General features: G+C 46.3%; 14 protein-coding genes. 1 reads left to right on the forward strand and 13 read right to left on the reverse strand.

The annotated features are described in order from the left end of the window. Positions 1-440: 440 nt before the first annotated feature. From D3P07_RS00905 to D3P07_RS00935, 9 genes are all read right to left on the reverse strand, one after another. Positions 441-1091, reverse strand: coding sequence for a polysaccharide deacetylase family protein (locus tag D3P07_RS00905; RefSeq protein WP_119798220.1), 651 nt, complete (start codon positions 1089-1091; stop codon positions 441-443). Between the two features lie 30 nt (positions 1092-1121). Then, positions 1122-1292 carry a hypothetical protein gene (locus D3P07_RS26790; RefSeq protein WP_182914125.1) on the reverse strand — a complete coding sequence of 57 codons (171 nt, stop codon included), beginning with the start codon at positions 1290-1292 and terminating at the stop codon, positions 1122-1124. A 204-nt stretch (positions 1293-1496) separates the two neighbouring features. Then, positions 1497-1637, reverse strand: a complete 141-nt coding sequence (locus D3P07_RS26795) for a hypothetical protein (RefSeq protein WP_182914126.1) — start codon at positions 1635-1637, stop codon at positions 1497-1499. A gap of 59 nt (positions 1638-1696) precedes the next feature. After that, on the reverse strand, positions 1697-2326 hold the full coding sequence (locus D3P07_RS00910; RefSeq protein WP_147384464.1) for a phage terminase large subunit family protein: 630 nt from the start codon (positions 2324-2326) through the stop codon (positions 1697-1699). Between the two features lie 513 nt (positions 2327-2839). Continuing rightward, positions 2840-3388: a hypothetical protein gene (locus D3P07_RS00915; protein ID WP_119798222.1), complete on the reverse strand. Its 549-nt coding sequence runs from the start codon at positions 3386-3388 to the stop codon at positions 2840-2842. Then, positions 3378-3752: a hypothetical protein gene (locus D3P07_RS00920; protein WP_119798223.1), complete on the reverse strand. Its 375-nt coding sequence runs from the start codon at positions 3750-3752 to the stop codon at positions 3378-3380. Before D3P07_RS00920 ends, D3P07_RS00915 begins: the two co-directional genes overlap by 11 nt. Next, on the reverse strand, positions 3739-4065 hold the full coding sequence (locus D3P07_RS00925; protein ID WP_119798224.1) for a hypothetical protein: 327 nt from the start codon (positions 4063-4065) through the stop codon (positions 3739-3741). Before D3P07_RS00925 ends, D3P07_RS00920 begins: the two co-directional genes overlap by 14 nt. Continuing rightward, a complete protein-coding gene (locus D3P07_RS00930; RefSeq protein ID WP_119798225.1) occupies positions 4062-4439 on the reverse strand; it encodes a hypothetical protein in 378 nt (125 codons plus the stop codon). Before D3P07_RS00930 ends, D3P07_RS00925 begins: the two co-directional genes overlap by 4 nt. Beyond that, on the reverse strand, positions 4439-4867 hold the full coding sequence (locus D3P07_RS00935; RefSeq protein WP_119798226.1) for a hypothetical protein: 429 nt from the start codon (positions 4865-4867) through the stop codon (positions 4439-4441). Before D3P07_RS00935 ends, D3P07_RS00930 begins: the two co-directional genes overlap by 1 nt. Before the next feature lie 920 nt (positions 4868-5787). On the opposite strand from D3P07_RS00935, the gene D3P07_RS00940 reads away from it, so the two are divergent. After that, positions 5788-6129 carry a hypothetical protein gene (locus D3P07_RS00940; RefSeq protein WP_119798227.1) on the forward strand — a complete coding sequence of 114 codons (342 nt, stop codon included), beginning with the start codon at positions 5788-5790 and terminating at the stop codon, positions 6127-6129. 102 nt (positions 6130-6231) lie between these two features. On the opposite strand, the gene D3P07_RS00945 is transcribed toward D3P07_RS00940, so the two are convergent. The 4 genes from D3P07_RS00945 to D3P07_RS00965 form a co-directional block, all read right to left on the reverse strand. After that, on the reverse strand, positions 6232-6978 hold the full coding sequence (locus tag D3P07_RS00945; protein ID WP_119798228.1) for a tyrosine-type recombinase/integrase: 747 nt from the start codon (positions 6976-6978) through the stop codon (positions 6232-6234). 508 nt (positions 6979-7486) lie between these two features. Then, entirely contained in the window at positions 7487-8155 is a 669-nt protein-coding gene (locus D3P07_RS27270) for a hypothetical protein (RefSeq protein WP_220482002.1), read from the reverse strand. Positions 8156-8242: 87 nt separating this feature from the next. After that, complete coding sequence (locus D3P07_RS00960) at positions 8243-11101, reverse strand: ATP-binding protein (RefSeq protein ID WP_119798229.1); 2859 nt, start codon at positions 11099-11101, stop codon at positions 8243-8245. 30 nt (positions 11102-11131) lie between these two features. Next, positions 11132-13999, reverse strand: a complete 2868-nt coding sequence (locus D3P07_RS00965; protein WP_119798230.1) for a DUF1156 domain-containing protein — start codon at positions 13997-13999, stop codon at positions 11132-11134. Between the last annotated feature and the right edge of the window lies 1 nt (position 14000).

The raw sequence follows: 14000 nt of genomic DNA on the forward strand, positions 1-14000 counted from the left end.
TTTTGAGATACACTTCTAGCATTTTGTGTTTCTATCAAAACTCTATTGTCCGTCAAGTTTGTAAAATTCCCATCCGCATCAACGATGAAATTTTTTGAGTTCCTGATATCAATGATGTTCCATAGATATCAACCCCCTCTTTCGGAGAAACAATCGGGATATTTAGACCACGTGCATAATCAATGGTATCCCTTAAATATTGCAACTGAGTAGCGTTAGTAGCACCTGAATGTATAACTAATACTAACCAGTTTTTTATGCTCGAGCCTCGTCGACACGCGCTTTAGTACTCTAAGGAGTCGCCAGCGAACGGAAATTCTGACGGGCGAATATCAAAATAGCTACCTAACGCCACCCGGTCTATGGCTTGATTATTGATAGTCGGATAGTTTTTACCAACGTTCTGTGCTGCCGTTTTTGCAAACGCGCAGTTGAAGTATTTACGAACAATTTCGATTTGTCCAGTTACGGTATTCGTTATACGGATAGATAAAACCGCTCGGATTGAAACCATTTTGACGTAGTAAACTTAAATTTATTTTCACGTCCTCGTCTAATTCTTCTGGCGTCAGCGTCGATGAATCACGATGCTGATGACTGTGCGCCATAATTTCGCATCCTACGGGTTCCATTTCTTTTATCTGTGCGTATGTCATATATCCGGAAGTTCCGACTAGTGCGGTAATCACGCCTATACCAAACGGTACGTTTTTTTCTTCGGCTATTGGCTTTATGCGAGTTACATCTGTTGTAGGCGCATTATCGCAAATAAAACTAATAAGCGGAGTTCTTCTCTTTCCTTTGCTGTATAATCCAGCAAAGGACATTTCAAGGTCTTGTCTGTACGCCTTAGCTGACAACTGTCCATCTACTGCATTCAGTCGCGCCCCGAGTACAGGATATGCATCTCCGTTTTCTGGTTTTCTTGCATCCACAATCTCTACACCGCCTGGAAGCTCTAAAATTCGCAAACGTTGTCTGTGCCTCTCTCCCGCATTTACAGATATAGAGAAGTTGATCACTTGCTTTTCGAAGGCATTAGACACTAAAGAACAACCATTCTCTTTAAAAAAGGTCGGATACTTCTTCAAATGAGTATCTTCCCCTTCTCTTAACTGTCGTTACCTCCTTCCCACACTTCCCCGCAGCCGTTCGAAAGCTGATCGGTCAAATTCGTCATCATTCGTCTGTTTTTCGTTTGTTTCCGTAAAGTCAGACCGCAGTCCGGCCGCAAATCGTTCGTACGTCTCTTTGTCCGTCGTCTGGCCCACCGTCGCGATACTTAACGCCATCAGCCGATCCTCTGATATAGACTGCGATTTGTACGCAATATGAGCGGCAAGTCGACGAGGTAGTATTCCGTCTCCGACACACGTTGACTTACGCCGAGTTTTACGGCTGCCTGCGCTATAAACTCATCAAACGTTAAGTTTCGGTCTTGCCGTCGCCCGGACTCGGCTTCGCTACGAACTGACCGAGGACGGCCCAGAAGTTTTTTAATGCACGTTGTAGATTTTCTTTTCGAGAGTCAACCGGATAAACGCGGATGTCTCAGCCAAGTTCGCATGTTTCGAAATATAGACATCGTCGATGTCCGCAAGTACGGCGACAATGCCTACCGCTTCGTCCAACGCCAAGTTAGCGCCTGCGATAAGCGTCGCGACAAAATCGCCGGAGTGACGTGCCGCTAGGACGGCTACGTTGATATCTCTTTGACGCGGGTCCGAGCCGGATATCTAGCGGCCGCGAGCGCCTGTTTCAACTTGTGAACGAAAAACTCCTGCGCCACCTGCGCTTCAGCCGCAATATAGTTCGGTTGATAACGCGTTACCTTTTCGACAATGGTCCGCAGGAATACGTCAGGGTGAACACGCTCGCCCCACGCATCGACTACGTAAATCGTTCCCGTTTTCTTATGTCGGGCAATCGTAACGATGGCGGAATAGTCGCCCCGCGTCGTACCCATCGCAAAGTCAATGCCCATGTAAACGTCAAATTCGGCGGCTGGGCGTGGGTATTGCGTAAGGAGCTTCGCAATGTCCTTTCCGTCCCAATACGAAAAAGAATCCGGCCGGAAAACGGCGGATTCTTCATCGATAGGATTATTCACATATATTCGGTATTGAACGCTTTCGAGCTGTTGTCCCATTTCCATACTAGTAGCTAGTAGATCCCATAACGGCTTAACTTCCGGCCACAATACGCGTGATCCTCGGTCCATCTCGTTTTTATTTGCGAGATATAAGGCATATGCCTCCGCCTTGCGTTCGTCCTTTGGCTTGTCCGGATTCTGATAAACGAGACGGCAAGCTTCCCACAAATCCATACGTTCCGGCCAGTCGATTATCGCTCGGTATACTCGCGTCTTAAAGTCGGTACGGTCCCGGAGAATTCGGATAAGTAACGCGTCATGATGTACGGTTGTACCATGTATACGATAGCCGTCCGTTTTCCCTTCGGATCGCCTAGCGGCATACAAGTTGGCTAAACCAGTCGCGCATCTCCTGGCGTAGCAGCTCTGTATTCGTATTACGCTTGTCTTCGAGTTCATCGCATACGATATAATCCGGCCGTTAGGATCGGATAATCGCGAGTCGACCGGTAGCTGCGGAAACACTCGTCGAAGGTTGCCCGGAGGATTTCCGGTCCGTATTCGTCGAGCTCCCGTTTGATTACACCCTGCTCAAATCACCAATTGCGGAGAGGAACGTATTCGGCTCCGTACAGCAATTCATTTATTACGCTAAAGTATTCCTTAAAAATTAATGTATTCCAATAATTCGTAGGGAGATTCGGCCATTCGCGGCGTTGCTCGGCGGTGATTTTTGGCTGCTTCCGTTCAGTTGCCGCCGCTTTCGCCATGTTCTAACGCCAACCTCGCGGTTCTTTTCGCATACTTCGCCATATCTTCGAGGCTAGCGAATATCGACATCGTAAGCCCAGCGATGGTTTCAAGCGCCTGCCTATAGCGCCGATTCTCTACGCGAAGACGTCGAATCTCTGCGTCCTCGATCGCATACCCACCCGTAGCGTCTAGCGCTTCTTTTGCGATACGCGCCATTTCAGAACGTGGAAGCATCGGGTTAGTGCTGTCATCGAATCGGGCTAGTACGCCTCGTAACCACTCAATATCCGCTAACGCCGCAGGCCAGCCAGTACGGGCTTCCGCAATGAAACTTGCATCTGCTTCGTTCGGTGCCTCGCCACACGATTGATCGTATTCGTCCGGATAACTTCCGAAGCTCATAACGGCATATCCGTCGCCTCCGCAAAATAGCCCCTCGTCATATTCTCCACTCTGCTCATATGTCCATGGCCCCGCCGTCGTAGCGTCACATGTCGCCAGATCCGCTGCCCAATCGCGTCCTTCAGCTAGTTTATTCGTCATCGTCCGCGTCCTCCTTTACGGAAATGTTGCCGTCCCATTCGGCGAACCTACGCCATGCTTCCGCTTCAGTTTTACGCTCCCTTTCCATCGCTGTCTGCTTCTCCCGCCGCATCTCTACGTTTAATGTCGTATCGTATAACTGTTGATCTTGCGGACCTGATACTTCGTCAACTTCGTTTGGATCATTTCGGTAGATTGCGGTGTAAACCCGCTTGTACCGTTTAATTCGCGCAAAGGCACTCGTTCGGACAACGTAAACTTTAACTATATGCCTCGGCTGCCTTGTCCTCTCATCTTCCGTTATACTGACTGTTACGCGGAATTCCTCACCGTTGTATGTTACGGGAAATTTACTCGCTCTCATTTACCGTCGCCTCCTTCGTTTGTTCTGCGGCTCCATACGCGATATCCGCTCTATACGCCATCTCTGCGTACACGTCCGCCTTGCCTCGGTAATAATCCGCTATCAAACGGGCTCGTGACACTAAGTCCTCGTAATACCCCGCCTGACCGGCCACGTACGTCTTCATCGCCTTTATGTTCGCCTGCAGCCGGTCAACCTCCGCTTGTAGTTCGGCACGCCGCGCATTATGGGAAGCGTCGTTTTCGCGGAGCAGCTCCGTCATAGCATCGCGAATGATCCTCGTACCGACGTCGAAATCGGCGACCGCTGTCAATCGAACACCGCCGGAATCAACGCCGAACTAATCATCGCATTAAGCCTCGACAACTCCGCCTGGATCGCCGCCATATATTCCGTTACGCTGCTGCCGGAAAATGAATCGTTAACGGATCGGTGGGTGACGTATAATAGAATCGACCGGAGCCCGTCCGTCGTTTGCGAATAATACCGGTTAATAGTCCGCCAGTCTTCGTACGGTTCCGGATGAGCTACACCGGGCTCCGGCTTATACGACGGAGCTTTCGTAGGATCGACGGTAACACGTTTGTACAAGCTGTATTCGCGGTCGGAGACGGTAAAGCCGTATGTTGCATTAATCGTGATAATAGCCGGATCGGCTGCGGTGGGTTTCGTCTTTGTTGCCGTCATTATTCGGTCACCTCCGAGATATCGAGTTTTAACGTGCGGGCTGCGAATTGAATACTTTCAGCAAAACCGCGATATTCCGCTGATGTACTTCCGCAACGCAACCTCGCCCACTCACGTTCCTTACGTCGGACATCAACGTACTCTTTGCGCAGAATCTCGCACGCCTCTTTACGCTCCTTCGCCGCAGCTTCTTTCGGGGAAAGTTCGATTTCATATCCGTTGATGAGCGCGGCCATGAGCGTGTCGAACGGGATTGACCAGAGCAACTCGGATGTCGGTCCGTCGAATCTATCAACGTCCTGCCAGCGTCTAGCGATGAACTCAACACTTCCGTTCATCTTACGAGCCCATTCGATCGCATCCGCAACATCGCGGGGAATTACCGGAATCGTTGGGACAAGCGGGGTAGTTTCGTTTAGTTTCATCATGGTTACGTCACTTCCTTTTCATAAGTGTAAAATAGTGCAACCTTTTCGGGTGAACTTCGGAGATATTCGTTAAGATTACGTTATAATGACGTTAAATTTACGCTTGACATTTCAGGGAAGATACATTATTTTATAAAATCTTTTAATATCTTAAAGACTTTATAGATTTAAAAGATATTAAGTATTAAATATCACTACGTTCTATTTAATACTTCCAAAATCGAGCCATAACCGGTATCGATTTCGGGATTATATAGGCATATAGAATACGTTGGTCTTAAAAACCCTTAAAAGATAAGACCAAATTGCTCACGACCACCGCCTCGCCCCCACAGATTTCGGCCCGGCTCTGATCGCCGCCATATCGCCGTCACCTCCGATCCTTGTTTTCACCGTTCCAAACACGGCGTTTTTGCCGTCCTAGCTCCGAAATGGACTTACGATACCCGACCGCAAATATAAGCGATATTTTCACGGGAATTTCAGGGGACATATTTTGTCCCACGTAAATTATCGTGAAAGGTGCGGATATAACATTCGAAGATTAACGCAGATATCCGAAAACTTCCGCCAGTATACAAAAAGTGAAAATACGAGTGATTACGTCGGGATTGCGATAGCTGCTTCGTATATTCCGCCTTACATACGGAATCCGAAGCTCGACGTCATCTCGCACACTTGCGGCTCACGTTACCGTAAATTTTCCGTCTAAAATACCCGTAGAGCCGTCGTAGTCCGGGAGAGTATTCGTAGCTGATGGCGATAGAGGCGGAAATAGACGGGATATTTACGGGTTAAAACGGCTTACACTTGAATAGTCGTAACGAATGCGAATATCGCACGCTTTTCCGAAAATTAATATCGTAAACATTCGGACAAACTGGTAAAATTGAACTATACTTTTATGGGAGATGATACAAATGACCGGTTTATTGAAATTCCTCGGCTGGGCATCGATAGTATGCGGGATTGGACTCGGAATCTATTACGGAGTGCAGGACGATCCGCTCGCGGAGATTCTTCGCGACTATGACGATAGCTTCCGTATTGCGACTGCGGTTACTTGGTGGGTGAGCGGAGCCTTATCAGGGATTGTGTTTTTAGCGCTGGCGCACATATTGGAAAACGTGGAGGCGATCCGGGCGCAAATGTACACGCCACAGACTGGCTCCGTAGCAAGACAGACGGAACGGCCTGAAACGGGAAAATCGAGAGTGACACTCGGCTCCGTGAAGGACTTTAAAATGAGGAATACCGATTAGAAAACTTACTTAGTGATAAAACTATAGAGCCTATCTAGTATCGTAAAACGAAAAAGCCTCGTATAGAGCCAGCGGAGAATGCCGGTTCTATACGAGGCTTTTTTAGTCAAAGGCTAATGATTCAAGCGGTGAATAGCGCTCATGTTTTCGTGAAATATCATTAGAGAATAAGTTGACATAGTTACGAACCATATCGAGGGACGCATGTCCAAGTATAGCTTGAAGGGATAAAGGATCTCCGCCATTCATAACATACATTTTCGCCATAGTATGTCGGAATGTATGCGGACTAACACGAACCCCGTTTATTTGCGCACTAATTCCGTAGTCTTGAATGTTTTCTTGCATTGTACGAACCTTCATCGAAGTATTATCTATGTTTACGAACAGAAAGTCATGATCAAGTAACTCACGAATTTCAACATACTGCTTCAAATGCTTCTCCAATGTCTTCTGAAACGGTACATATCGCTCTTTCCTGCCTTTACCATATACCTTAATCCTTCGTTCGCGCCAATTAATGTTTGGAATAATGATTCCCTCAGCTTCTGATATTCTAACACCTGTATCTAAAAGTAGCATCATCAAAACATAGTCCCGATAACCAGTAAATTTAGATTTGTCAGGAGCCGCAAACAAAGCCTTAAGTTGTGGCTTACTGAAAGTCTCGATAATTCTCTTCTCTGGCTTATATTTCACTACACTGTCGTACGGGTTTTCCAGGATGAATCCTTCGGCGGTCATAAAGTTAAAAAAGGCACGCCAACCCCTCAAATATTTATCAATCGTCGCATCATAACCGCTAACCGCAATCGTGTTCCATCGTCTTGTCAAACGTTGGTCGCGCATAAAAAAGACACCTCACTGTTCGCGTGATTTTCGGAGTGAAATCCGAATAAAGCGCGGTTATAAGGTGTCTTTTACGCGGTCAAAACGAGTCGAGCGCGTCAGGATTCGTGTTTTACGATGCGTAATATGCTGTTATATTACCGTTACACTACCGGCTGCTTCCGATTGGCTTATCGTTGGCAAACCGCGCAGCTACGGGCTTTTTCGTAAGAAGTGCCGAGGACGGGAATCGAACCCGTACGGTGGTCACCCACCGCAGGATTTTAAGTCCTGTGCGTCCTTGCCATTCGCCAAACCCGCATGAATACTGGCTTCGCGGCGTTTGGGGTATTTCCAACGTTACAGGACTTGCAATGTCACAGTAATTCAAAAATCGGCTGGTCCTGTGCTGTTGGATTTATTATAGCAGGCCTGGACGCGGAACGCAAACTCGTTTCATCTATTCTTACTTTGCTCTAGTCCTTATTGATGTTAATCGAATTACCCAGCCTTCGGAATCCTCTTCCGTTTAGAGAAGACTAATACCAGCCCTCATACCTTCAGGACTTATTCGAGTCATATTACCAAATGCATTACGATAATCCACGACATCCCAAATCCAAGCTTCTCGCATAGCGAAACATTCATCATACATAATCCAAATCAGTTTATCCCACTCATAATTGCGAGCCTTTGGAACTTTCGTGATCTTGCTTCCTTTCTTACCGCTCGGACGGCAAGCCTTTACCTGATATCTGATACCTTCATAAATGAAGTCGTGGCCCTTAGTAACCGCGCTATTGGTATGTACGGATTGCACGTAACCATCGAACGGACAACCAATAAGGCGAGCAGCATCGAACTCCGAAACGGCTGATATAACGGAAGGTGCGATACCAAAGACCTCTTGCCACTGTAGCGCCATAGCAACAAGCTTATTGCGCATAGCATCACCCTTATCGCTGGCATAGGTCCAAACTGGATGATCGTCCGTCAGCGCGTCAGTTACTTCAATAGTAATTGAGTATAAATCGAATAGGACACGGTTAGGATGGATATGGGACTTGAGGATGTCCGTTACCTCTTCTGTAGTTTCCGCCTGTATGTACCGTACTTCAACAATATCTTCGCCGTGGTATGGTAGTGAGTGCGTTACTTTCCACCATCTTGTTCTGCCGTCTCTGTCTCGTGACTCCATTATTGAATTCTTCCTTTCTATTACTCTATAAGAAAGAGGCTAGGCCAGTACCTAACCCCTTCCTATGAATGGATAAATGATCGATAATTATTCCTCTTCGAACTCTGTCATACTGAACCGTAGTTGTCCTCCGTTCTCACGGATAATACGTTGGAATGCTTCATCGAAGCCGCCTTGCGATGTGGCCTCTACTTCTATGGTTATCGTAACCGTTCCGTCATGCTTAAGAGCAAAATGGCTCAGTACTTCGTCATAAATCTTTGCGAAGTCCATTTTAGCCGTCGTTTTTGGTAATTGCACCTTACCGAAGAATCGACGTTTAACTTGCTGTGCTGGTGGAAGGACTACAGGTGGCACTGGATTGATAGGACCAACAGGGGATATCGGCACTCCTGACGTTCCTTCAGTAGGAGGATTAACTGGTGGATTACCACCACTAGGAGGAGTTGTCCCGCTTCCCCCCTGAAGCTCAGCCTCCCTTTGCGCCTTCAATTGCTTCTGGACAGCATCATAAGCTTGAGCAATTATTGGATGAATTAACAATGTAGTCCCATCCAAAATGACGCTTATGTTCTGATCCAGAGCAAATCCTTGATACTGTTCACCGTCTCGCCCATAGGCAATACCGAAGAAGTCTATACTCCGAACACCCGCATCAATCGCCTGATGGTAGACGGATTGATTATAAAGACGAGGCAAGTAGAGGTATTGACAAGTCTTCTTCCACACATCAAGAGCAGGTGCATCATTCAACTCAGTCTTCCAGAACCAAGTCTTTAACATGGAACTCAGATGAACTGGAGCCCACGTGGTGATAAGTAATCCATCTTCCCTTAACTTGTTTGCGATTTCCACCATAGCATCATTCGCATTCGGCTGAATCGACACGGCATCCCAGGTTACTTCTGTTACACCCTGGCCTTGTTTCGCTTCTTGAAAAGGAACCAAAAGCCATTTGAATGCTTCACGCAAGGTACGTGAAACTACATCTTGAGAGCGTACCAACTGCTCCTCAGCTTGCTTCTGCTGTACACGGTCCAAATTAAGCCTAGCGTCTTTGATATCACTCACGATAGATTGCCATGATAGTACCGTCCGAATGCTCTCTCGGAGACGCTGTACTGCTTCGTAGTCTGCCGCTAAGAAAATCAAGCGGTTCTGATGGCTGCGCGGCTGACTTCCCCTTTTAGTCAAGATATCGTTAGCAATGGTTGTAGCTTGGTTATGTTCGGAACGACTATATGCTCCATTCGTTGGGAGAACCACTAACCTCAGTTCCTCGTCATCAGGTACATCAGCCGAAGGTGTAAATATGTGTACACCAGTAAATTCTCGTCTCGTATCGAGCATTTTAGCAAGTCGATTACGAATCTCAGAGTCTGTATCGGTAAATCGCGACTTCCGCTCTTCCATCTCTCGTCGAAGGTTCGGACGAGTATCGTAGTAAAATCGATTGTTCACGTTGTTAAGATAGTGCAGGACATCACTCATACGCCTCAGCACATCTTTATATACACCGATGGTTTGGCCAGGCTGTACGCAACCAAGAAGTATCCGCGATTGATCGACACCTCGTTGAGATTGTAGCGTTACACTAGGTGCACTTCCCAAGAAGATTGTTCTTGCTACCCGCCGCGCAGCTTGATAAGCTCCAAATCGTGTATCACGGTCAATTGTAATCGTCTCTGCACGGTGACCATCGACATCCCGCTCAAGAACGGGGTCCCAACCTTGTGGCAGATAGTAAACCATCTCGTTTCGAACATCCTGATCGTTAAGCGGCAGGTCGCTACATTGAATCATTGGAGATGCGTTTCCTTCTGTCCAAAGCTTATGAATAACCTTTGCCATTAGCTTCAGTACACCACGAGTACGTTGGAACTTATCCAACGATGACCAGTCCTCATACAGACGATCAAAGACTTCAGGATGAATTGGGTATGATTGCTTTAGTCGATCCAGATACCGAGTCTCCTGTGTCTCGGAGGGGAACTCCGCACTGTTCTGAACATAAAGTTCGGCATAAGCACGACAAACATCTTCAACCGCATGTATATCCGTTATGTTAGAGAATAGTCTGCGCCGTACAATCTCAAAAGCTTCTTCTGTAGCTACAGGCTTCCATAATGCTTGAACACGTCCAAAGTACTTCTCTAGCGCATCAAGTGCCTGTTGTCCACGAATTCCGCCAAGCTCTGCATGCGACTCAGGCAAGGATGCAAGCATCATAGCTTGAGGAACAGCCTTAAGAGCTTCGGTCAACGCCTGGATGAAAGACAGATTGGAATCGAAAGTACCCCCTGCATAGGTTCTGCCTTCTTCAAATTGTCGAAGATACGCAACCAACTCATCGATAAGAATGACACATGGCGAATATTTGCTAAGCAGTTCAGCCAGAATAGCCTTCCCAGGAGAAGTTCCACTCACGTCAGCATCTTTTACTATACTGTATGCTTCAGCCTGTCCAAGCTGCCATGCGAGTTCTCCCCACATGGTGTGAATCAGTACGCCATCTCTGCTTTGGGTCTGGTTAGGAGATAGCTCATTTCCATCCAACACAACAATTCGGGCTTTAGGCACATCCATAATACCAGCGGCATCTACAATGGATGCCATGCCTTGCAACTCGCTAATGGGTGCCTTACCGCTTGCCAAGTGGTATACAGCAAGCATCGTATGCGTCTTACCACCGCCAAATGCTGTTTGAAGCTGAATAACAGGGTCTCCCCCGCGTCCACTCAAGCGCTTGATAACGGAATCCAGCAACAACTTCATACCTTCGGTAATGAAAGTACGTGAGTAGAATAGTTTTGCATCGCCGTATTCAGGTGATGCCGATCCCTGATGTACACGGCTCAAATCAGCCGCAAATTCAGATTGTTGAAATGTCCCCTGTAATACGTCTTGATGTGGTATGGCAATCTCACGCCATGGTTTTATACTCATATCGAACGATCTCCTTTAACTGTGCTTCAGTTAAAATAACTCCAACTGTGAACCATGGTGTCCTATTTCATGAGCAGCAGCATCTATTGCGTCCCAGCTTGCGATAAGCTCATTATAAGGGCGTGCATCATCTGCCAACCCCTTCCGCTCGCAAACTGTATATAAACGATATGCAAGACTTCTTACGGATTCTGAACGCGCTGGCATGCCTGCAAGAAGAGCTCCTGCTGCTTGTTCTCCTTGTTGTTGGAGAGCTCGAATTAAATGATGAAGGGCTTCCCATACGGGTGTTCGATTGTCTTGTTCAGGTAGCCAACCCACTGGATAGTTCTGCCATCTTAATAAACGCACTTTACCCTGACCTGATTCTAAAACACCCGCTAATTTCATACCTTCAACGGTTGTTCCTTTCGCTGTGGCTAATACTTCTGCTTGACCGTATTCACCTTGTCCCCAGCCATATTGATCGAACCAGTTAAGACAATAAAGCGTGTCCGCATCCAGTTCGCCATCGGAGGCATTTAAGTAAGCATCTACTACTCGATTTATGAGTTGTAGTGCAGTTCGTACAGTCATCGGGCTTCCGTCTGCTTCTAATACTGCCGCGTATTGCGAGAATACAGACATACCAGGCCCAATAGAAGCCTGTTGTAGATCGACTGCTGCTACAGGTGAAGATTCAGTTTTTCCTCCGACCATAGCCTCTAACGCCTCTGGTATAATTTCGTTTAACTCTCGGATGAATATTCGACGTGAGATTGTCTCTGCTTTATTTGATCTCGGTCTACATACGAGCACGATTGATGAAGCAAGTGCGTTGGTATCTGCACCAACCATTCTATTCGATAATTCAGTCCGCATTGGCCAAGTTCCAGTAATTGAAAAGCCAGCTGTAATTACTGCATCAAGAAAAGTCACCCAACCTGTAGAAGAAGTTCCCTCTTCGGCTGTTTCTGTCTGTTTGAAAGCATAATATATAGTGACTGGGAATGCTTGATGACCTTTTACAGCAATATTATTCATTACTTTTGTCATTCCATCTAGAAAAAAGTGCTCTGCTTTATCTTTCCCGCCATGCCTATATGGAACTGCAACTAGTTCCTCAGCTTTCGGTACGGATAACGTAGCATAGGTTGAAGGGAATATTCCCTTCAAACAGCGTCTTAACCAAATATAAAAGAAATCGGATAAATCAGCATAAGCAATGTTATCATAGTATGGCGGATCGGTAGAAATAACTTTATCGCGACTTATATCTTGTGTCTGTGCATCAGCTTGGAGAACGACTCCACTACCTGAATGCTGGAAATTATCAATCACTTTAGCAAGACTGTTTAAGCTGACGCCATAATCCCCTGCGGACTCTGAAAAGATGTTGGGCTCAGCAAAATCCCAAACCATTGGTATCGCTTGGCGACCAAATAAGTTTCGGACTTGAGTTTTTGTAACTTCCCATCGACATAACGCGTTACAGATGTCACTCATTCTGCTCACTGCCATTCCTAGATACACAGTCACAGCCTCGGCGTATGCTTTAGCACCGTTCCCACCGTTTTCTAAACCCATATCATCTAGAGAAGACCTACCAGCTTTTAGTGCATCTTGATAAATGTCATCTTGAATTTCCGTGACTAACTCGGAGTAGATCGATAGAGCATTCAATTGTCTAGAAGTAAATAATTCATCCCAATGTGTTATGCCATACCCACGGCCGCTAACCAAATCCTTGCTTTCTTGATTCATTACTAGATCAGGTTTCCAATAAGGCACCACTTCCAATGCTTGCCGTTCCATGTCTTGCTCAGGCTTAAGAAATACTCTCCCATAACTACTATCGGCAACAACTGCAATCAGCTTATATCCGTAACGTTTTGCAATAAACTCTTTGCGAATATAGTCCTGAGATATTGGAGTTTGGGAGATGATACATCTAAAATTCGCTCCCCTTGCAAGCTTAGTTCCGTTTTTCACCTCAGTCATGTCTTCACTCTGAGGTTTATCATATACAATATCAAAGTAGTATTTATCACCTTGAACTACTGGCTTTAAGTATACTTGCTTATCTGGTTTTGTTGATAAATAAAATGTAGTCATTAATGGGACATCTACATGACTATATGCAGGATTCGGGCTCTTTACCGTCCTAGCCCAGACCCAAGAAACTATATTCGTACTTCCTCCACCAAACTTATGAGGTAGTTCAATAGATGGATATAAATGACCCATTTTTTTGTATGCTCTGTTCCTAACAATATTTCCATAATATCTAACATCTGCTGCTAGACCTCTGGCGCCCTTCCAATCATCTGTAGTCTGTACTACATATTCTTTCGTCTCTGGATTAACTGGACTTAACCCCGCAAACTTTGGCGGGATTTCAATCATAGCCTTGTTAATCGTTATTGCTACGGGGTTAAGATCAGACGCGAATGCTTCCATTCCCAGCCGTTGGGCTTCATATGGAATAGCCCCGCCACCAGCAAATGGATCATGAAATGCTGGAAGCTTGTCGGGATCGAATCCAGGAATGCCTTTATTTAATTCACAGGTTTCACGCCAGCTTTTTCTTATTTCTTCTCGGGCTTCATTCAGCACTTCTTCATTATTAATGTTCTCCCATTTAACGAGTCTTCGAATAATACCGAATAAACGTTCACGCTCTTTCTGGGCTGCTTCCTTATTCATACCTCTGCCAAGATGGCGCTCATAACCTGGATCGTTTACTAACTGAGCAAACAATACAGCACGGGCAGCCGCAAGTGGTCGTCTAGCCCACCATAAGTGCAGGGTAGACGGATGTCCATGCCGAATAGACTTCTCACGGGCAGCCTCAGCATTTATATCATCAAGTGGCAATGCCACTTCAATTAGTTTCTTTGGCGATTTAATATTAGCCATG

This window comes from Paenibacillus sp. 1011MAR3C5 (genome assembly GCF_003591485.1).
Lineage (GTDB): Bacteria > Bacillota > Bacilli > Paenibacillales > Paenibacillaceae > Pristimantibacillus.